Origin of the sequence: Bacillus sp. ISL-45 (genome assembly GCF_018613195.1) — a bacterium.
Classification (GTDB): Bacteria; Bacillota; Bacilli; order Bacillales; family Cytobacillaceae; genus Mesobacillus.
Genome location: NZ_JAGGQQ010000019.1, coordinates 258,657 through 277,528, shown reverse-complemented (window position 1 = coordinate 277,528; position 18,872 = coordinate 258,657). Strand labels below are relative to the sequence as shown.

General features: G+C 38.5%; 24 protein-coding genes. 5 read left to right on the top strand and 19 right to left on the bottom strand.

All coding sequences use genetic code 11. The annotated features are described in order from the left end of the window. Nucleotides 1-71: 71 nt before the first annotated feature. Nucleotides 72-908: a DUF1206 domain-containing protein gene (locus J7E35_RS20635; RefSeq protein WP_214783394.1), complete on the top strand. Its 837-nt coding sequence runs from the start codon at nt 72-74 to the stop codon at nt 906-908. A 118-nt stretch (nt 909-1,026) separates the two neighbouring features. On the opposite strand, the gene J7E35_RS20630 is transcribed toward J7E35_RS20635, so the two are convergent. The 4 genes from J7E35_RS20630 to J7E35_RS20615 all read right to left on the bottom strand — a co-directional run bounded on the left by J7E35_RS20630 (nt 1,027) and on the right by J7E35_RS20615 (nt 2,878). After that, the gene (locus J7E35_RS20630) at nt 1,027-1,488 is read right to left on the bottom strand and encodes a hypothetical protein (RefSeq protein ID WP_214783391.1); all 462 of its coding nucleotides are present in this window, start codon (nt 1,486-1,488) and stop codon (nt 1,027-1,029) included. 12 nt (nt 1,489-1,500) lie between these two features. Further along, entirely contained in the window at nt 1,501-1,728 is a 228-nt protein-coding gene (locus J7E35_RS20625; RefSeq protein WP_214783388.1) for a hypothetical protein, read from the bottom strand. Nucleotides 1,729-1,798: 70 nt separating this feature from the next. After that, nucleotides 1,799-2,248, bottom strand: coding sequence for a hypothetical protein (locus tag J7E35_RS20620; RefSeq protein WP_214783385.1), 450 nt, complete (start codon nt 2,246-2,248; stop codon nt 1,799-1,801). Nucleotides 2,249-2,314: 66 nt separating this feature from the next. Further along, on the bottom strand, nt 2,315-2,878 hold the full coding sequence (locus J7E35_RS20615) for an AAA family ATPase (protein WP_214783382.1): 564 nt from the start codon (nt 2,876-2,878) through the stop codon (nt 2,315-2,317). Nucleotides 2,879-3,012: 134 nt separating this feature from the next. On the opposite strand from J7E35_RS20615, the gene J7E35_RS20610 reads away from it, so the two are divergent. Then, nucleotides 3,013-3,312, top strand: a complete 300-nt coding sequence (locus J7E35_RS20610) for a hypothetical protein (RefSeq protein WP_214783379.1) — start codon at nt 3,013-3,015, stop codon at nt 3,310-3,312. 160 nt (nt 3,313-3,472) lie between these two features. On the opposite strand, the gene J7E35_RS20605 is transcribed toward J7E35_RS20610, so the two are convergent. Both J7E35_RS20605 and J7E35_RS20600 read right to left on the bottom strand, forming a co-directional pair. Continuing rightward, nucleotides 3,473-3,850, bottom strand: coding sequence for a VOC family protein (locus tag J7E35_RS20605; RefSeq protein ID WP_214783376.1), 378 nt, complete (start codon nt 3,848-3,850; stop codon nt 3,473-3,475). 74 nt (nt 3,851-3,924) lie between these two features. Then, complete coding sequence (locus J7E35_RS20600; RefSeq protein WP_214783373.1) at nt 3,925-4,374, bottom strand: DUF4362 domain-containing protein; 450 nt, start codon at nt 4,372-4,374, stop codon at nt 3,925-3,927. 90 nt (nt 4,375-4,464) lie between these two features. On the opposite strand from J7E35_RS20600, the gene J7E35_RS20595 reads away from it, so the two are divergent. Then, nucleotides 4,465-5,190, top strand: a complete 726-nt coding sequence (locus J7E35_RS20595; protein WP_214783371.1) for a hypothetical protein — start codon at nt 4,465-4,467, stop codon at nt 5,188-5,190. A gap of 311 nt (nt 5,191-5,501) precedes the next feature. Next, complete coding sequence (locus J7E35_RS20590; RefSeq protein WP_214783672.1) at nt 5,502-5,942, top strand: cell wall hydrolase; 441 nt, start codon at nt 5,502-5,504, stop codon at nt 5,940-5,942. Between the two features lie 78 nt (nt 5,943-6,020). Here J7E35_RS20590 and J7E35_RS20585 read toward each other — a convergent pair whose 3' ends face one another. From J7E35_RS20585 to J7E35_RS20575, 3 genes are all read right to left on the bottom strand, one after another. Further along, a complete protein-coding gene (locus tag J7E35_RS20585) occupies nt 6,021-6,779 on the bottom strand; it encodes an SDR family NAD(P)-dependent oxidoreductase (protein WP_214783369.1) in 759 nt (252 codons plus the stop codon). Between the two features lie 63 nt (nt 6,780-6,842). Continuing rightward, nucleotides 6,843-7,526 (bottom strand): type 1 glutamine amidotransferase domain-containing protein, encoded by a 684-nt coding sequence (locus J7E35_RS20580; protein ID WP_214783368.1) that lies wholly within the window; start codon nt 7,524-7,526, stop codon nt 6,843-6,845. Between the two features lie 258 nt (nt 7,527-7,784). Further along, on the bottom strand, nt 7,785-9,590 hold the full coding sequence (locus J7E35_RS20575; RefSeq protein WP_214783366.1) for a S9 family peptidase: 1,806 nt from the start codon (nt 9,588-9,590) through the stop codon (nt 7,785-7,787). Between the two features lie 346 nt (nt 9,591-9,936). Here J7E35_RS20575 and J7E35_RS20570 point away from each other — a divergent pair, with 346 nt between their 5' ends. Next, nucleotides 9,937-10,353, top strand: coding sequence for a GNAT family N-acetyltransferase (locus J7E35_RS20570; RefSeq protein ID WP_214783363.1), 417 nt, complete (start codon nt 9,937-9,939; stop codon nt 10,351-10,353). A 174-nt stretch (nt 10,354-10,527) separates the two neighbouring features. On the opposite strand, the gene J7E35_RS20565 is transcribed toward J7E35_RS20570, so the two are convergent. The 10 genes from J7E35_RS20565 to J7E35_RS20520 all read right to left on the bottom strand — a co-directional run bounded on the left by J7E35_RS20565 (nt 10,528) and on the right by J7E35_RS20520 (nt 18,520). Continuing rightward, complete coding sequence (locus J7E35_RS20565) at nt 10,528-10,992, bottom strand: hypothetical protein (protein WP_214783361.1); 465 nt, start codon at nt 10,990-10,992, stop codon at nt 10,528-10,530. A gap of 62 nt (nt 10,993-11,054) precedes the next feature. Then, entirely contained in the window at nt 11,055-11,906 is an 852-nt protein-coding gene (locus tag J7E35_RS20560; protein ID WP_214783358.1) for an aminoglycoside adenylyltransferase domain-containing protein, read from the bottom strand. A 135-nt stretch (nt 11,907-12,041) separates the two neighbouring features. Further along, nucleotides 12,042-12,665 carry a hypothetical protein gene (locus J7E35_RS20555; protein WP_214783355.1) on the bottom strand — a complete coding sequence of 208 codons (624 nt, stop codon included), beginning with the start codon at nt 12,663-12,665 and terminating at the stop codon, nt 12,042-12,044. 60 nt (nt 12,666-12,725) lie between these two features. Further along, nucleotides 12,726-13,667, bottom strand: a complete 942-nt coding sequence (locus J7E35_RS20550; protein ID WP_214783352.1) for a prenyltransferase/squalene oxidase repeat-containing protein — start codon at nt 13,665-13,667, stop codon at nt 12,726-12,728. Between the two features lie 87 nt (nt 13,668-13,754). Next, on the bottom strand, nt 13,755-14,552 hold the full coding sequence (locus tag J7E35_RS20545; protein ID WP_214783349.1) for a hypothetical protein: 798 nt from the start codon (nt 14,550-14,552) through the stop codon (nt 13,755-13,757). 123 nt (nt 14,553-14,675) lie between these two features. Then, nucleotides 14,676-15,164, bottom strand: a complete 489-nt coding sequence (locus tag J7E35_RS20540; protein WP_214783346.1) for an NUDIX hydrolase — start codon at nt 15,162-15,164, stop codon at nt 14,676-14,678. 103 nt (nt 15,165-15,267) lie between these two features. Continuing rightward, a complete protein-coding gene (locus J7E35_RS20535) occupies nt 15,268-15,876 on the bottom strand; it encodes a DUF5694 domain-containing protein (RefSeq protein WP_214783343.1) in 609 nt (202 codons plus the stop codon). 154 nt (nt 15,877-16,030) lie between these two features. Next, nucleotides 16,031-16,816, bottom strand: a complete 786-nt coding sequence (locus tag J7E35_RS20530) for an ABC transporter permease (RefSeq protein ID WP_214783340.1) — start codon at nt 16,814-16,816, stop codon at nt 16,031-16,033. After that, nucleotides 16,816-17,571 (bottom strand): ABC transporter permease, encoded by a 756-nt coding sequence (locus J7E35_RS20525; RefSeq protein WP_214783337.1) that lies wholly within the window; start codon nt 17,569-17,571, stop codon nt 16,816-16,818. Before J7E35_RS20525 ends, J7E35_RS20530 begins: the two co-directional genes overlap by 1 nt. 4 nt (nt 17,572-17,575) lie before the next feature. Beyond that, nucleotides 17,576-18,520 carry an ABC transporter ATP-binding protein gene (locus tag J7E35_RS20520; RefSeq protein ID WP_214783334.1) on the bottom strand — a complete coding sequence of 315 codons (945 nt, stop codon included), beginning with the start codon at nt 18,518-18,520 and terminating at the stop codon, nt 17,576-17,578. Nucleotides 18,521-18,872 lie beyond the last annotated feature (352 nt).

The window sequence follows — 18,872 nt, the reverse complement described above, 5'->3', positions numbered from 1 at the left end:
CGCAGGTTTCTTTTTATGGCAAAAGGGGAACATCTTATTAATCAGAGATTCATAGAGGAAGTGTTCAATCCATGAATACGCAGTCAACTATAGAAGTCAGAAGTAAACTGAGGGAAGTAAAACCGTGGGTTAGGCGGTTTGCTCGTTTTGGCTACATTGCCAAAGGTCTTGTCTACGTTATGGTTGGAGTGCTGGCTGCCTTAGCTGCATTCGGATCCAGCGGTGACACGACCGGAACCTCGGGTGCTCTTCAATCGCTCGCTGCAATTCCATTCGGTGAAGTTGCCCTATGGTTCATTGGAATTGGCTTAATCGGTTACATTATGTGGGATTTTATCAAAGCGATTAAAGATCCTGAAAATGAAGGAACGGATGCCAAGGGATTGATTAAAAGGACAGGCTATTTCTTAAGCGGACTTATTTATACGAATTTAGCTTTGGGTGCAATAAAATTAGCCAGCAATACTGGTTCAGCCAACGGCGGGAATTCGGAGAAAACGATTTCGGCCAAGTTAATGGAGCAGCCATTTGGCGTTTGGCTGGTGGGAATAGTCGGCGCGATTATTATGGGCTACGGCTTTTATGAACTATATAGTGGTGCAAAAGGAAAATTCATATCCAAATTCAAAACCTATGAAATGAATGATAAGGAGCGCAAAATCGCACTCCTTTCTGGTAAAATTGGTCTAATCTCCAGGGGAATTGTTTTAAGTATGGTTGGGTTTTTCTTCATCCGCACTGCATATACACACAATCCAAATGAATCAAAAGGATTGGGCGGTGCATTAACAGAACTCGCAAACCAGCCATTCGGACAAATTTTACTGGCAATTGTGGCAGCTGGTTTGATTTTATACGGCATCTACCAAATTATCAAAGGCCGCTACCAACATATGAATTATGGATAGGATAATTTAAAAGCTAGTAAGGATTAGATCCTGCTAGCTTTTTTAATACACCTTTTTTACATGGAGATTACAACTTAAAAAGCAATAGAGTTTTCTCCCTGCACAACGTGATCTCTAATCATTCACCTTTCAACTTAATTTTTCCCTCTTTACCATTCCACTTAATGATTACTTCAAATGTAGTATCCTGATTATCGAGTGGTTTATAATTAGAGTCTTTCGGGATATGGGTAGTGCCTTCGCTGGAACTTGATGAAGTGAAGACCTCATTGACATCAAACGGATCGCCTTCTAATACTTGTTGAGTTGCGTTGCCATAATCATATGAAAATTCCACAGTACGCCCTAAATGTGGTTCATTGCCAATATACTTTAGCTTTAAAGTATGTTTTCGTTCATATTCCATTTCATAATGGTTTTCGAATTCTTCATGATCTCTATATTTGACCTTCCCCTCTTGGATCAACTCTGCAGACCAGTGTTCACTTGTACCTTTAAACGACTGATAGTATTCCTTTGTAGTTGTGCAGCCAGATAATATCAATAAAATACAGACAAACAGAATAGCGAATCTTTCCATCCAATCCCCCTTTTATAAATACTTCCCAGTCATCCCCGTATAATCTCGACTATCTTCTTGGTGGTAATGATTGATGCAGGAAATAGGATCACAATTGAAAAGCCAATTTGTAAAATGAATAATCAGAAGCCCATAAGGCGCAAACATCATTTCAATATATCCAAAGAAATAATCAAATATGAATATATAACCCACAAAAAACACCATAATTAAGAGTAAATATATAAAATTCTTTTCCAAAACAGCCCTCCTCTTTATTGAAAATACTTGATAGCAAAATGCTGCCTTTTTTGATCAGCACGATAAATACTTAATATCCATATTTCTCATTCCATGGTTTAATCCATTCTGCATAGTCCCCCTTTAGTACCTCTTCAGCAGTTTTGCCATCGAGTGAATAAGGGGAGCCTCCAACCCCATTCCCAACGGGGCTAGATATGCCGCCAATTATTTTTCCGTTATACATGAAAACACTGACTGATACCTTGTAGGAAAAACTTTTCTGCGGGCCGTATATTTTACTTAGAGGATGATTTTTTACAATGAATCTCTCTTGCGTGATTTCCTTTCCAATATAGGCATCAGGCTCAACTGTTTGAACAGCCCAAATCGAACTGTCTGGCTTATGAATTAATTGTTCCCTTTCGATAATATAAGAATATCTCCCTTCATATGACCTAATGGAGTACCCTTGCTCCTTTAAATAATCTTTTGCTAATTGAGCATTTTCATCTAATCTAGGTCCACAGGCTGCAAGCAATAAGACAACAAATAAAATGACTAGTTTATTAATGTGAACTCCCCCAATTAGGATAGCTCCAACGATTTATTGTCGGGCTATCTGTAAAATTTCTAGAATAACAGTTTCAACTTCTGAGTCGTCCTTTATCACAAATAAGTGATCTGCTTCCCCCTCCACTGGATCGATTACATCCTCTTTTAAAGAATCAGCCATCTGCTTATTCAATACTTCTTCAAAATTAGTATAGGAACCTCTGAATATATTGGTCCCTCGTGTGGTTTCGGCAACACGGGCTTGAAGGACATGGTATGGGATGTCAAAATGGACAATTATATGTATAAAGTCATCCTTGGGAAACAGTTCTCCAAACAGGTATAACCGGTCTTTTAGACTTCGGTTCGAGTTGCAAATGATAAGATGATGATCAGTCTGTTCTATTGCGTAATTGACAATCAACCTGGATATAGCGTGCTTGAATGTATTTGGCCCGTCCTTGGGTTGAAGCTTTTTATAATAAGTATTGATGAATTCCGCGTGGGTGTCCTGGTCCATCACCGTAGAGTTACTCAATTCTTTTTCTAAAGCACGGGCAAATGTCGTTTTTCCACTGTGAGTTTTACCAACAGTTATAATCACAAGCCTCTTCAACCTTCTGCCTCCTTAAAAAAATGAATCTCTTGAACTAATTATCATATAAATTTACAAAAAATTGAAACTTTTCTTCTCGCTAATCGTAACTACTTCAAAAGGGGGTATTCATCATCGGTAAAATCATTAGCTTTTTGGCAACTCTGGCAGCCATTGGTTTAATTAACTTTGGGGTAACTTTATTGACGAATTTTAGTTTTATAGATATTTCAGTTTTTGTGGGATTGGCCAGTGTATTTCTCATTTATTTCTTCAGCTCTACAGGCGGAGTTGCAAGCCGCAGCATTGATATGCAAGTTCAGGGTGAAACGGGAATCAAAATGAACCACACAAAACAAACTTTTTCACCTTCATATGCTTTTTACGCTTCGATTCTCTATTTAATTGGATCAGTGATAGCCACATTTTTTATGTACAAAGAATACTTTATGTGATTGTTTGGAATAGAATTGGCATTCGAGTATGATTCGGACTTTTCATACTCGATTTATTTTTATACCAAAGTAAAAACTCAGCATGATCTTGTAAAATAAGGGGCATTAAAAAAGCCGCTTTCTAAAGAAAACGGTCAAGGCCAGCTGGCTTTATGCAATTTTATTTTTGCATCACTGCAAAGTAATTCTCCTCATCATCAGCAAAATTAAATACTTTTCCTGAAGGCATGTTTACAATTTCCCCGACTATAACATTTTTATTGGATAAGTCACTGCGCAATTCCTCAAGATTGTCGGAATAAAACATTAAAGATGGTGTACCAAGATGGAGTCCAGGCGACATTTTGGCTACAAATTCTTTATTATGGAGTACGATGCTTGTTTCAGAATCTGAGCTCTGAGCGATCTCAATCCATCTAAACCCTTGCCCATTATCCTCCTCTGCTTTAACAACAAAACCGACTTTTTCAGTCCAGAACTTTACAGCAGCATCCTGATCATTTACATACAACATAATTTGACCGATTTTTTTTATCATGAAATTTTCACTCCTTGTAAATAGTCTCTAGAAAGTTTCTACAATTATTGGCCAAAATCCTCCTGCATTAATTATTAATCTTCAATCACCAGGACTATTACATCCTGCTTCTGGTTGCTGCACTCCTCTAAAACATAGTCAGTGCGTGACTCTCTCTTAACCACTGTAACCCCTTTGCAGGTTACTTCTTCAATACTCCCTGTTCCGTATCCGTCTCTAGTAGAATCATAGATTGAATGGATTTCTGTGCCGTCAAATTCGAGGTCGTGGAGCATAGGAGCTCCCTCAGTTGTATAATTAACGATCCTGATTTTATCTTTTTCACCTTGCTCAACATGCTCCACAAATGTATAAAACCTCTCTAAATTCGTAATGTCCCCATGCATATCGACTATATCATCCGGTGCCTGAATGTATTCAGGAGGTTCAGGAAGATCGGCAGCTTCCTCTGGAATAGCTTGCTCCTCGGGTTGACATCCTGTAAGCACAAAAATTAACAGGATCAAGAATCTGAATCTTTTCATCATTGCCATATCACCACTTCCAAGTGTTCATTTAAATAATAATGGGTATTCTGTATGTATCTTTGATTTTAATAAAGGTGTGTTGTTTATATGAAAGATAAACTTTTCTCAGAGGTTGCTGTCCCAATTGAACCTCCTTTTGGCTTCATTCCAGGTAAGGAATCTGAGCGGGATTTTACATTCGATAAAGAAACTCGCTTTAAGGATTACATATTGGAAAAGAATGGTCAATCCCATGATATTAGTCTCGATGATAAGGGGAAATGGTACTTCTTCACACGATTCGAATGTGACACTCTCGATGAATTGAAGCTTTCGAGGCAGATTTTCAGGCCTCCCTATCTAAAAGATGAGGAACTAAAGCTGATTGATCTAATGGCCAAGTTGGATATCAAACCAATATACGAAGGACACGATAAAGCATATGGCCATGTCCTCTCGCTGGTCCCTGAGCTGGATTCTGTTTCAGCTTTTAAGCAGGCCAGGATAGCCAATTACGATGGCAGCGACGACCCGACGATTATCAAGAAAATCCATTTTATCGAGAATGAGTACAAAGGAGAGAAAACTCGTTTTATTTCAGGTTTCGAGACCAGATCCTTTGCAACAGTATCAGAAAACGAGTTTTATGCAAAAGAAATTCACCTTCCTGGCAATGCACTTAATTACTTGAAACTCTTTGTCTATTTCTCAAGATATGCCATCCTTCCATCACAGCAGATGATGCCAAGGTTCCTCGGAAACCTGTGGGCGTCAACCCAGAGTTTAAACACTACCGCCAACCCGGCGCTTTATAAGAGTGAAGGGATTGAATGATTTACACTCCGCCTCTTATGGTATTAGGTTTTTGACCTAAATTTGTAAATCTCCTCTTTCTCGGGCACAAGTTCGGCATTCTTGTGACCGAGTCATGTTTCTTCTCTTGTACGTTAACATGCTTGCTTTTTATAATTTCTAAACCATGTCATCCTTCGATTAGAGCCCTTGAGTTTTCAGTTCAGCGAAGCTAAATCAAAATGGAGCAAACGATTTGTCCCAGACCTCTAATGATGTTATCTCACGCTATTCTGAACCTCTTAACATTATTACAAGCTGTTTTTAATACAATTCTTGTAGAGGTGATAAAAATGCCAAGGGTAAAATATGTCGAGAGTGACGTTGCATTGATTGCAAGGATGATGAGGGCGGAAGCTGAAGGTGAAGGACCGCTGGGGATGCTTATGGTTGGAAATGTAGTTGTTAATCGACTGAAAGCGAATTGTCTGGATTTTAAAGATTTAAGGTCTGTACGAGACGTAATTTTTCAAATTCAAGGAGGAAATTATTCATTCGAGGCTGTACAAAAGGGCAATGTTTTTTATAACAGAGCAAGAAGTGTAGAAAAGAGATTGGCTAAACAAACCTTGGAATATTGGAGACAACAACCTTCCAAGTATGCACTTTGGTATTTTAATCCGTATGCTCCTTGTCCTCCTACATGGTACAACCAGCCATTCGCAGGACAATATAAGCAACATTGTTACTATGAACCAATTGCTAATACATGCGAAAATGCTTATAGATGGTAGACACCTCAACAACAAGGGTGATTCATAAAAATAAAATAGCCGGGGCAAAGTTCTCTATCGCCCCGGCTCATCTTCATTTTATTTCGTGTTAGTAAACCCGCCATCAATGCGTATGACTTCTCCATTAATATACTCTGCTTTGGATGTTAGCAGGAATGTTACCAGTTCAGCTACTTCCTCCGGCTTGCCCAAGCGTCTCTGAGGAATCCCTTTAGTTGCGTTTTCCTTCATTGCTGGATTTGCCTCGTAAAAAGCCTTTACCATTGGTGTCTCGGTTGGTCCCGGGGCAATGGCGTTCACTCGAAGTCCATCTTTTCCATACTCTGCGACCATGCTCTTCGTTAAACCGATTATTCCGTGTTTTGTAGCAGAATAGGTCACTACCGAATCCTGACCAATTACGCCTGCACTTGAAGCGGTGTTCACAATCGATCCTCCGCCATTCTTCAGCATAACCCCCGCCACATAACGGACACCATAAAGTGCTCCCAAAAGGTTGATCCCGACGATTTGTTCAATTTCTTCAATGGATGAATCGAGGAAATACGAACCGCTTCCTGAGATTCCCGCATTATTAAAGAAGTAGTCGATTTTGCCGAATTGTTCAACGGTCTGATCAACATAATTTTTAACATCTGCTTGCTTTGAAACATCTGCTTTGATGAAAATAGCTTCGACGCCGAGCTTTCTTACCATCTCGACTGTTTCATTTCCACCTTTCTCGCTGATATCAACCACTGCAATATTCACTTTTTCTTCGGCTAATCTAACTGCCGTCGCCTGTCCTAATCCACTTCCGCCTCCTGTGATAACGGCGACTTTATTCCCGTTTGCCATCTTACATCAACACTCCTTAACGAATTTTCCAACTTGAGTTATTTTTTCCTTAAGGCCGGAATTTTATTTCCCCTTCTTCTCCAGTGCCTTAACCAGCTCTTCTCCCATTAACTCAGAAGAAAATGGATCCCGGCTCGTCACAAGCTGCTCGTCTGCCCAGACAGCATGTCCTGTCTTTTCAAGGTCTCCCTGGTCATAATCGCTGATTTTTCGCATTTCCTGTTCGAGACTGAACGGAAGGATATCTAACAAACCTTCTGGCTCTATTTCATCTGGATAACCGGTCACTTTTTTACCAGCGATAAAGCTATCGCCATTTGGACGCTTTGCAAACACTAGCGGTGCAGGCCCATGACATTCTGCAGCGACAATGCCGCCGCCATCGTAAATACTGTTCAGGATATTGTGCAGATCCTCATTTTTCGCCAAATCATACATTGCACCATGTCCGCCTACTACAAGCACGACATCGTAATCATCAGCCTTCACATCTGAAAGCTTCATCGTATCATCCGCTTTCCCGGACTCATAAAGCTTCTTATATTTACCTTTCGGATCGTATTCTTCACTGATGCTCATTTTATCGATAACCGGCTTGCCTCCAAGCGGTGATGCCAGGTCTACCTGATGGCCTGCCTCTTCAAGAAGCTGCATAGGGGCGAATAATTCTTCTCCCCACCAGCCAGTTTCATAATTGTTTTCCTCATCCTTATGTCCACTTGATAAAACAGCTAATACTTTTGCCATTAAAAATTCCTCCTTTTACTGATAACAGAGTGTATTTTCCCTAATGCGCCTCACATTACTCTTAAAATCCACTTCCTCCTTTTGCCAATGAAAAGGTGTCATTGTAATTTTGAGCCTCTTGGGGATAATAGGAAGAAAAACCAGCTGGGCGTCCAGGCGGTTATGTCTGCTAAAATATGTGCTCTCTCTCGGCTGCTCTATAAAAAAACTCCCCTCCACGGGAATGTTCTCCGATGGATGGGGAGTGTTAGTAAAGATTTATTCTGCTAAAACCTTCGCTTCAACAAACTGATCAAAAAACTCAAGGATCGAGGTGTTCACAAGAATCTCGTTTTCCTTTTTAGAGAATCCGTGCCCCTCGTCTTCAAGTACAAGGTATTTTACATCGCGGCCTTTTTCCTGCAATGCTTTGACGATTTGGTCAGATTCCTGCTTGACGACGCGAGGGTCGTTTGCACCCTGGATGATCAGCATTGGTTTTGTCATCGTATCCAGATAAGTGATCGGCGAATACTCTGTCAGCTTATCGAAGTCCTTGACCGGGTCACCAACCCACTGATTCATGATTGGTTTCCAGTGCTCAGGCACGGATTCAATGAATGAGAAAAGATTGGATGGTCCGAAAATGTCCACTACTGCTTTAAAGTATTCCGGATGGCGGCCGTGCAAAAGCAATGCCATATAACCACCAAAGCTTCCACCCATCAATAATGTTTTCTCTCTGTCAGCCAATCCGTTTTCGTAAAGGTACTCAAGGCCAGCAATATTATCAAGGCGTGGTCCTTCACCCCAGTTGCCCTCGACCATCTTCGTGAAAGCCAGACCATAACCCGTTGATCCGCGGAAATTCGGTGCGAAAATACTGTAGCCTCTGTTCACGAGGAACTGGAACATCGCACGGAAAAATTTCCTCTCTGCAGCCTGCGGGCCACCATGCGGCCAAAGGATAATATGGCCATTGCTCACTTCTTGCTTGGCCTTGAAAAATAATGCTTCCATCACCATACCATCATAAGAAGGGTATGTCAGGACTTCAGGATCAACAAGCTCCTCTTCCTTGACTCCTGGAACAGCCAAGTTCGTCAGCATCTTCCACTCATCACTGCCCGCTTCCTTCATGTAAATGTTATTAGGCTTCGTTGCAGAGCCGGCTAAAATGTATACATTCCCACTCTTGGCGACTGTGCCACCCTGGATGATCGAAGCTGGCAATTGACTGTTTGTATATGTGCCTTCTGCCAAATCGTATTGATATAAATAATCATTGACGCCTTTTGAAGTGACAAAATAAAGGCTGTTTGAGCTCTTATCATATCGGATAGGGCCGAATTCTTCTTTTTCGATCGAAAGAACCTTGGTGAACTCATGAGTCTTGAGATTGAATTTTGCAAGATAATCAAAATCCTCACTATATGTGGTGACAAAGTAGTACTCCTCACCAACAAACACTCCCTCGCCAACGGTGAATTGCTCATCTGTTTCTGGTGTCAGAGAGTACGATTTTCCATCCTGAAAGATAAATCCTGGCGCATATGTATTCGCATATTGTTTTAGATAGGCGAAATTATTTTCTTCTTCGTCAACAGCCACTAAAAAGCAAGCAGCACCCTCACCCTCAAGGACAATGCTCTCCTCACCCGATTCAATATCATAACGGTAAATATTCAGATAGGTCTCATTTCCCTTGGTAGAAGTATAGTATAGACGTTGATCGTCCTTAGATAAAAACGGAAACATATGCCTGTGTCCTTCAGCCGTGCGGAGCGGCACCATCTCGCCACCTGCAGGAGGAAGTGCATATAACTGGCCATTTTCATCACCATCATTATCGAAACCAACCACCATAAAGCTTCCATCATGCGAATAACGCAAGGCCTGACAGGTCTGGTCAATGAATGTCAGCGGATATGGATACTGGTTCGGCAAATCCATTGCCCACAAATTGTATTTCCCTGTTAAATTGGTACTGAAAACCAACTGTTTCTCGTCTGGACTCACCGTAAATGATTGAATATTAAAGGTACGATAAAAATTCTTTACATCCGGCTTCTTAAATTTGATCACATTCCCCAACCCCTAATCTTTTTGAAATTTCTATCTATACAGAAAACTTAAACAGAAATAGGGCTAAATGTCCAGCTAAAGCCTTAATGGAAAATAGAAAAAGTGTCCGTCATAGGGGTTCTGAATAAATAACGCATTCTTCCACAATAACCAAAAAAGCGACAAAGTCTGAAAATAAAGTCTAATCCTGCGCTTTCCCGAGAAATAATTCTCAAACTTTCTGAAGGATTTCCCCTCTTAAAATTGAATTTTAATAATATAGAATACCGACTGGAGGGTCACTGATTTGTTACTTTACTTTTGATTCATATCAACTGCCTACTAACAATTGAGGAGTTGATAGATAATGTTATATAAAAATTCACTTGAGAGTATTACGCCTGAAATGCTTGAAGGTTTTTTTGTCGGTTGGCCGACACCGCCAAGTCCCGATACTCATTTAAAATTACTTAAAAACAGCAGCAAAGTGGTCTTAGCGATCGATAAAGATACTGACCAAGTTGTTGGATTCATCACCGCAATCAGTGATGGAGTACTCTCTGCCTATATTCCCTTCCTTGAAGTGCGGCCTGAGTACAAAAACAGAGGAATCGGCAAGGAACTAGTCCATCGAATGATGAACGAACTAGCTGAAATATATATGATTGACTTGTGTTGTGACGATGACCTGGTCCCCTATTACGAAAAGCTCGGCATGATAAAAGCAAATGGATTGCTTTTAAGAAATTATGAGAAGCAGTCAGGGAGTACGGAAGGATTTTAAGTTTATGAATTTAAATTTCATCCCAGAGTCTCTCACAACCAGATAGTGATCTAAGAAAAAAATTCAGTCCTTCCCGTTTAGGACTGATTTTTTTCCTGGCTATTATTTACCTGTATTCTTACTAAAGTTAATTATCGTCATACGCTATGCTTTCTACCCATTGTTCATCTCTTATCAGACAACCAGTTTGTTTGTATTTGTTTTTACAAAAAGAGTAAAATACATGGCCACAAGGATTATAAGTATAGTTGCAAAATATAAGGTTATTAAACCAGGAATTACTGTTTTCATCGTGTCAGAATCTTGAGCAATCCATAAAAGGATTGAACTGCTGAATGCTAGCAAGTGGCATCCCAGTGAAAAAAGGAAAGCTCTTTTTGAATTGGTAAAATTAGATAGCTGAAGCCTTTTTATTTGCTTTGACAGTACAACAGCAAAGACAATAATAGCCAGTAAATAGAACAGCCCAAGAATAAAAATTGGAAATGATGAAGGAGGAAGATGAATGTTTAAAACTCTTTCAGCAATGCCAACTTCATCTAACCAAAATACAAGATGTGCAACGAATATAAGAATACAAGCACCAAAGAAAATTAATTCACTAATTATAAGTCGAAAGAACATGCTTTTAGTGGACATAAGCCTCTCCTCTTTGATATAAAAACTAACTATAAAAAATAGCTATATGTACGGTTCACTAATTACTTGTTAATCAGACAGGTCCTTGAGGAATTTTTAGGTGAAGCATTATTACAGTGGTTAATAAGAAATTTAGAGAAATTTAAGGCGCTATCCAATCTAACCACTTCTGAGTCAAAAGTCTTTTCTTTTTTACCATTACGTATATTCATTGCTTCCTTAATTATATTGTGCCATTCCACCGGAAGTTCCGTTAATCCATATTCACCAGCGTCCAGCTTGGAAACTATATCGTTTTCCTTGATTGTGAAAAATTGACGGAGTAAGCCGAGAACGGTCCATTCTATTTCAAAATCGATTTGGCTGGTCGGCAGCTGAACCAAATGATCAAGTGATTTTTCTGCCATTTGTATTCGGTATGTCCAGTAAGAATTCATGTTTTCAACTACAAAAGCAGTTAACGTCTGTGGCTGAGTATCTAGATTAAAGTCTAGTATATCTGGTCCTAAAATCTTTATTCCTTTACTCATTAAAACCCACCAGGTTATCGGGTTAAAATTAAAGTAATCGCCGAATGCCAGCTCACCATTGTTATAGTACGGATATTCAATGTTATTATCACTGCTATTGTGGAGTTTCCCCATATCCTCGCGAAGAGCATATACACCGTCCATTTCCGGCTTACTATATTTGTTCTCAATTGTTCTATGAATATCTGTTAAAGCTTCTGAATCTCGCACTGTTAACCTGCGATTTGTTAACGTGATAAAGTCAATGTCACTTGAATCATCAACGTAGGCACCCAATGCGATGGAGCCATGTATATATAACCCTTCGATGGTGCCAGGCAGATGTTCATTTAATAGGGTTATATAATCCTTTAAGACATTTTCGACAATCTCAGGTAATACCATTACTAAATCCCCTTTTCAAAAACTTGCAATAGCAAATTCGAATTTGAAATTAATTTAGTTTAAATGTTAAAAATCAACATACAGTTACCTCGATCCTTTGAGGATTGTGACACATAATTTAATTAAATTCAGTCTCTATTTCTGATTTACATTCTTTTCTTCAATCTTAACTTTTAACACTAACACCGTATCATCTTGGTTAATTATTTCTTTAATAGTTTCCTCATCCTGTAAATTAACCGTACGAAGCGAATCATTTTCCGTTTCCCTGTATACCGCCAGGATTTTTGTTTCATCCATTTCCAACTCTACTTCTTCCTTACCTATGGCATAGTCCCATGTACTGAGACGATTAGCAGTAGATTCTTTTTTAATGATCTGGGGTTGAGTCCATACATCAGGACCAAAAAGAAATACCAAGGGGTCTTCAGAGTTTGGATTGATCATTCCAAAACCCATTGACCCTTCGTTAACTTTATTTGGACTGTTTCCATAGGATAATCGTGTTAGCGGTTGAGTTACTTTTGTTCCATCATTGTATCGTTCTACCCAAAGATTCACCCAGCTTTTATCTGCATTATACAAAGTGAAGTCAAAATCAAATAAAATCCCTAAATTCAAATCCTCAAAAGTATTCACATATTCAGAATCGGAATTAACAGAGATAGTAGCGACTTTGTCATCTAAATTAGAACAGCCAGAACTCAATACTAATACCAAAATGAAGATAAAACTGTGAATTAAATAGTTTTTATTCAAAGATCTGCATCCCCCAGTCTTTCAATGAATCAATTTAAATTTAAAATACTAGTAGAATATCTATTCCAAGTAACCGAACGCCCTTAATTGCTTATATCTATTAACAGCAAGAATCCCTTTCCAGTATCCCCGTGCAATTTCATATTCTTCTGGATAGATTCCCCAATTCCATGAAATGTCCCATATTCCTTCTTCAGACATTTGTTCTATATACATAAGGAGATTCTGGTCAACCAATGCCCCTAACCTTTCACGAAGAGGGTGGTCAGGATGATCGATAAAATCTAAAGGCAGTGCTTTATAGCCTTCAGACCAAGCGGAGACATCTTTATCAACACTTTTTTCAGCTATAATCAGAATGCGTTCATAAACATTTTCGAAAGAGATAGGATTTCTAGAGTTAAAAATTGCTTCTTGAGGCTTGATAATTATTAGAAATTGCTGATAGTTGTTAATTTCATGCCTGTCCATTTCCTTCTTGTTCATTAAGTGACTGACAGCTTTATCAATCGTACCCCAGCCTATTTCCGCTGCATCGCTTTGCTCATCTGACCAATGAACAAGAAAGGCAGCCAATTCAACGCTTGGGTTGAATGACCAATTTTCTTGAACACCTTCATGCCAATGCCACCAAGGTGCATGGGGAAAGTTATTGTTCTCGGGCAATATCGGATTCCACATTCCAGTTTCAGTATTAACTGTATTTAATAAGTAAGAAATCATTGACCTAACGATTGGATCGTTTTTTCCTGCACCAATCTCCATCAAAATTTGTCCGGCCGCCCATGTAGCCATTGGAGTAGAGTATGGTGACCAAAAATCTGGTTCAATGCCATGTCCAAAGCCACCATCATCATTTTGATAGATTTTTAGTTGTTCAATGACGCTCTCTTTGCTGCCATTTTCAAATATAAATACAAACCGGGAGAGTTCTAATTCTCTTGCTTTTGAAAGAATATACACTTTCGCTTTTTCATAACCAATTCTCGATAACTCGTTCACTTTTTAAACCTCTCTCCTTATTCATTGGAAATCAATCAAATCGTGAAATTTTAGCGCTTTCAAAACATCCATTGTCCAAATGCTCTTCTAAACGAATGCTCCCTCTTCATCAACATTCCAATTTAAGATAAAATGGCCATCTTCAGCTTGAGTATTTATTTCATTTGCTAAACTTTGGATCACATACTCATTAATAGCTGAAAACATTGGACTTTCAGGAGAAGAAGCAAAGAAGAAAGGCTTGGCGCAATAGGTGGTTGTCCACTTACTTGAGTCGGTTTCAATGATTTCAAATATATCCCTCTGTAATTGCCCTAGAATAATGGACTTTAAAGGTTCGTCTATTCTAACTGCCAGACGGTGGAGGGACAAAGCTTCCAAAAAGTAAAATCGCCTTTCTTCCTTTGAAGTGTGAATTGTACTCATAGAGTCTATCGCTGTGTCAATAACATCCTTAATCTCATCTTGTGGTACTAGTTCACGAAACTCGTATAAAAATCCTGCTAATTCAGCGCATGGGTTATCTGACCAACCATTGCACAGTTGATCCGGTCTCGGATGCCAGCACTTTAGCTCATTGTCAAATGTGTCAATTATGAACTTTATACCCTTTTGAACAATTTCTTCTTTGGATGTGGCACCCACTTCACTAAGATACTGAAAAGCCATACTCGTATCCATACTATTCGGAATAACACTATGACCTTCTCCCATATTTTTAAATCCGCCATTTTCTCCTTGATACTGTTTTAATAAAGAAATAACCTTTTCAGGGTGACCATTTTCAAAATGGAAACGAAATAATTCCTGTTCCAGGTCTCGTCCAAAAGTCATTAAATACCTGCGAGCCTTTTGGAAATTTTCATATGATAATTTGTGAACCATTATCCTTCTCCTTGAATGTTCTCCGTTATATTTAGAAAAAAAATATCTGCTAGACGTCTATTCAGTTATTCCAGAAAGTTACTCGTTTACTGCTTCACCGCTCTAATAGAATGGTAAAACCCTTTACTTCGTTATTCCAGTCTTGTATTTGACCGTAAAGCTGGGAGATTTCACATATTCCATGTAATTTACTTCTCCATTAAACTCCAAATAGGCTTGATAGCGAGTCCGAATGGCTGGATGTGTAATGAAGTCAAGAACGCGGTCTTTCTCTACCCAGCGGCTATCCGTTGTTTCTTCAGAAACGGCTAACTGGCCGCCAACAGGTTTACATGCGAAATCAAAAATCACTTGGGTAGGAACATCCGTCACGCCATCATACCATTTAAAAGTTCCTGTATTTGAATACACTCCCACTAAATGGCTCACCTCAACATTAATTCCACTTTCTTCTTTGATCTCACGAATTAATGCATCCAGCAGATTTTCTCCAGCTTCAACTTGTCCTCCTGGGTAAACCCAACCGCCGTCACGAGTTTTTACTATAAGGATTTTTCCTGCCGAATCTTCAACAAACCCGCCTGCGGACACGATATGCGTAGGGAATGACATGGTTCGACCTCCTTCCTTGGAACTCTTATTGCATTATAGTTCTTACGTGCTTGATCGTTTGAAGGGAAAGTATTTCTTCGAGTCACTTTTCTTTTTATCCTAACTAACAGAGGTAATCACTTACGACTTTCACATCAAACAAGTTACTCTCTTTTAAAAATTGCAGCAATAAATGAAGGTGTGCAGCACCATATAAAACAAATATTCGATCTTCATTTGAATCAATAAGACTAACCATGTTTTTATAGATTAGAAGATTTCGATAATACCAATACTTTGCAGTCCAAACAGCTCCAGTTGGATGATCCTTATCACCGACTAGAGACAATTTCAAATACATTTCTTGTCCTCTTAGAACATTTTGCGAATCATTCATCCGAAGCAAGAATTCTTTTATCGAGTGCTTTTTTTTATACGTATTTGATTCACATACTATTTCCTGTGCTAACATGGTAAATGCCTTATATTTGTCAGTGCCTTTCCATTCCTCTAAACCTGATAAATCCGGGATATCGTCTTCGTCTTTATTCCAATCCACCGCATAAACTCTTTTATGGCCGCAAACCTTAGCCAAACGGAACCCTATTTGATCGATCTCATTAATGGTTATCGTATAATCGCCCTTTATAAAAGTTTGATATTGATTATTCAGCACTTCCTCATTCTCATGTAATACTTCTAATGCAACTTTGGTTGGTTCGTATTTTCTCAAACAGTTGATGACATCAAGAATCTCGTTTTGCCTCGTTTTGATAAAATATCCTCTTTTTCAGTCATAAACAGATCACCATTATCTTGTTCGGAAAAATGGTCAGTACCAAGAATTAGTATAGATGGTTTAATAATTAACGACCTAAGTAAAACAATTATATATTCTTCAATAACGCCCCATTCTTCCGTGCCAGTTTTTCCATTACAGAGACTAGAAATACTGACAAAATTAAGTAACAGACCCCTATGAAAATTTCTTTACCAAGCAAATGATATACATCATAATTCTCCAGGCTATAGATCGAGCGTAGCGCTTCGATGCTATGGGTTAGCGGGAGCATACGGGCTAGCAATTCAAGGGGTTCTGGTAATAATGTGACTGAAAAGTTGACTCCGCAGAAAACCTGGAAAAACGCCAAAGATATATTCAGGAATAAGTTAACATTAGAAAACAAAAGGCTCACTGAGGCAAAAAGCAATGAGAAGCTTATGACAGAAAACATGGTAATCAGGATCAGCATTAGCAGGGTATCCATATTGCCGGCCGGCATTTTAATATCAAACAACATCCACCCTATAATCAAGCCTACAATGAATACAAATAACCCATCCAGCAGAGGTACAATCCCCTTCCGTAAGATGATTAGCAGTGTCGGAGTCGGTGAAGCAATATTCAGTTCCAACGTTCCATATCTTCGTTCCATCCTGAACATATTCATATAGTTGATCATGATGGTCTGACAGGTATAATAAGCAATGTTGCCAATCACAACGAATTTTAAATAATCCGATCCGACTAGTGAACTGGCTAATGTTGCAAAAAAGATATAATGCATGAACGGATCTACAATACGGAATAAGATAAATAATCGAATCGTTTGAAAGGAATAGATCGCTTTATATGATAGGTTAGTAAAACCATATTTATTGATTAAAAACATCAGATCGCCCCCAGACTGCCGGTCTTACGCAACACTACCTCGATTTTTTTCACAATAAAGTAAGCCAGCAATAAATAAATCAAGCTAACCAAAATTGAAATCCCCATAGATAAAAACATCGTTTGGGATAACCCCAATGTATCTTGTACTGACTTAATCCCCCAGGTCATTGGTATTAGGTAAGCAATGACTTTTAGCCCAACTGGAAACTGTTCAACCGGGATGAACACCCCGCAAAGCAAGATCATCGGTGTTAGAATCAGGTTTTGGAAATCGAAAACATTTTGAGAAGCAACAAATACAATGGCTAAAATAAGTCCAACAACACTTAAAGAAAACATCAGAACGAGTATGGAAAGTAAGAAGTAACCGTAGTTGGCGATTCCGATACTGAATTGAAAAATAAATCGTGCGTAAATAAAACTTAAAATCATGGAGATCAGGGCAATAACAGAATTACTTAATGCTTTAGTCAAAATGACCGCAAACAAGGAAGCCGGCGCAGCAATTAGCAGCTTAAGTGTGTCATTCCACTTCTGGGAGATCAATGCAGATCCTGATGAATACAATACATAGCTCCACATGCTGATCAAAGCAGATGCCAACACAAATTTGTCTGAATTAATATCTCCCCTTACTTGCTTTAAAAAGTAAACAATCGACAAAAACATAAGCGGCTGGAAAAATAGCAGAAATTGATACATCTTATTATTAAAGTTAGTAAAATATTTAATTTCTCTTATAAGCAGATACATATTCTCACCCTACATCCTTCATATGATAGATATAGGCATCCTCAAGCGATATGTCTCTCTTACTCAATTTTAAAATATCTCCATATTGGATTAAGTAGGCTGATACCTTTTCAAGATCATTTTCATTCACTTCAAAATTCAAGCTAAAATAAGGCTCTTTAATGACTTCGATTTCGAGTTTATTAAGGTAGTGGTCTGCTTTTAGCTTTTCAATATCATAAATACTCATCGTAGCTTCGTAAAGATTAAGGTGGTTACAGCTCTGCTTTATGAAATCTGGTTGGCCAATGAGGCTTATTTTCCCGCCTTTAATAAAAGCAATACGATCGCAAAGCTCATCGGCTTCCTGCATATAATGAGTAGTTAAGATGATGGTAATCCCTTTGCTTGATAAATCTCTTACAATATCCCTCAATAATTTTGCCCCGATAGGATCCAAGCCTATGGTCGGTTCATCAAGAAACAGGATCTCGGGGTTATTAATTAAACACCTTGCGATATGTAATCGTTGGGTCATACCCTTGGAATAGGTATGGATTTTTTGATCCTCAGCGTCCTCTAATTTAACAAGGTTTAATAAATCCTTAATTAACACAGCTTGTTCTTTATTTTTAATCTTATAAAGTGTACAAAAATAATGCATATACTCTTTTGCGGTAAGTCTTCCATAAACGCCTCTTTCGCCGCCGTAAACAAAGTTGATCCTATTGCGAATCATATGACTCTCAGATACTACATCATAGCCTAGAACTTTTGCTAACCCAGCAGTAGGCAGCAATAAAGTCGTTAAGATTTTGATCGTAGTCGTTTTACCAGCCCCATTCGGCCCCAGCAAACCAAATACTTCCCCCTTTTTCACATCAAAAGAAACATCATCCAAGGCATTTTTCAAGCCCGTTTTCAATTTATAAGAACGTGAAAGTCCCTTAACCTCAATAACCTTTTCCATTTTTATCCCCCTAAACTATTTTCTTTACTGATAAATATTACCATAATTTCTCATAACTTCTATATATTATTTAAATATTCTTACAAAAAAATTCATCTCTATTTACAGCAGGAAAAGTATATAACTACAGAAATGCAAAAAAAGCGCATTCCAGAAGGAGTACGCTTTTTAGCTTAATCAAAACCTAAGATATTCATTAGAAAATTATAAAATACCTCTAATAATCATCTGGATCAATTCTCTATATTGTGCTTAAATACCTTTACCATTTCTTCCACATACCTTTAAAATCATTTATCTCAGTGTATAATAAATTACTAATAATCAAACTAACCTCATTTGTCCCAATAGT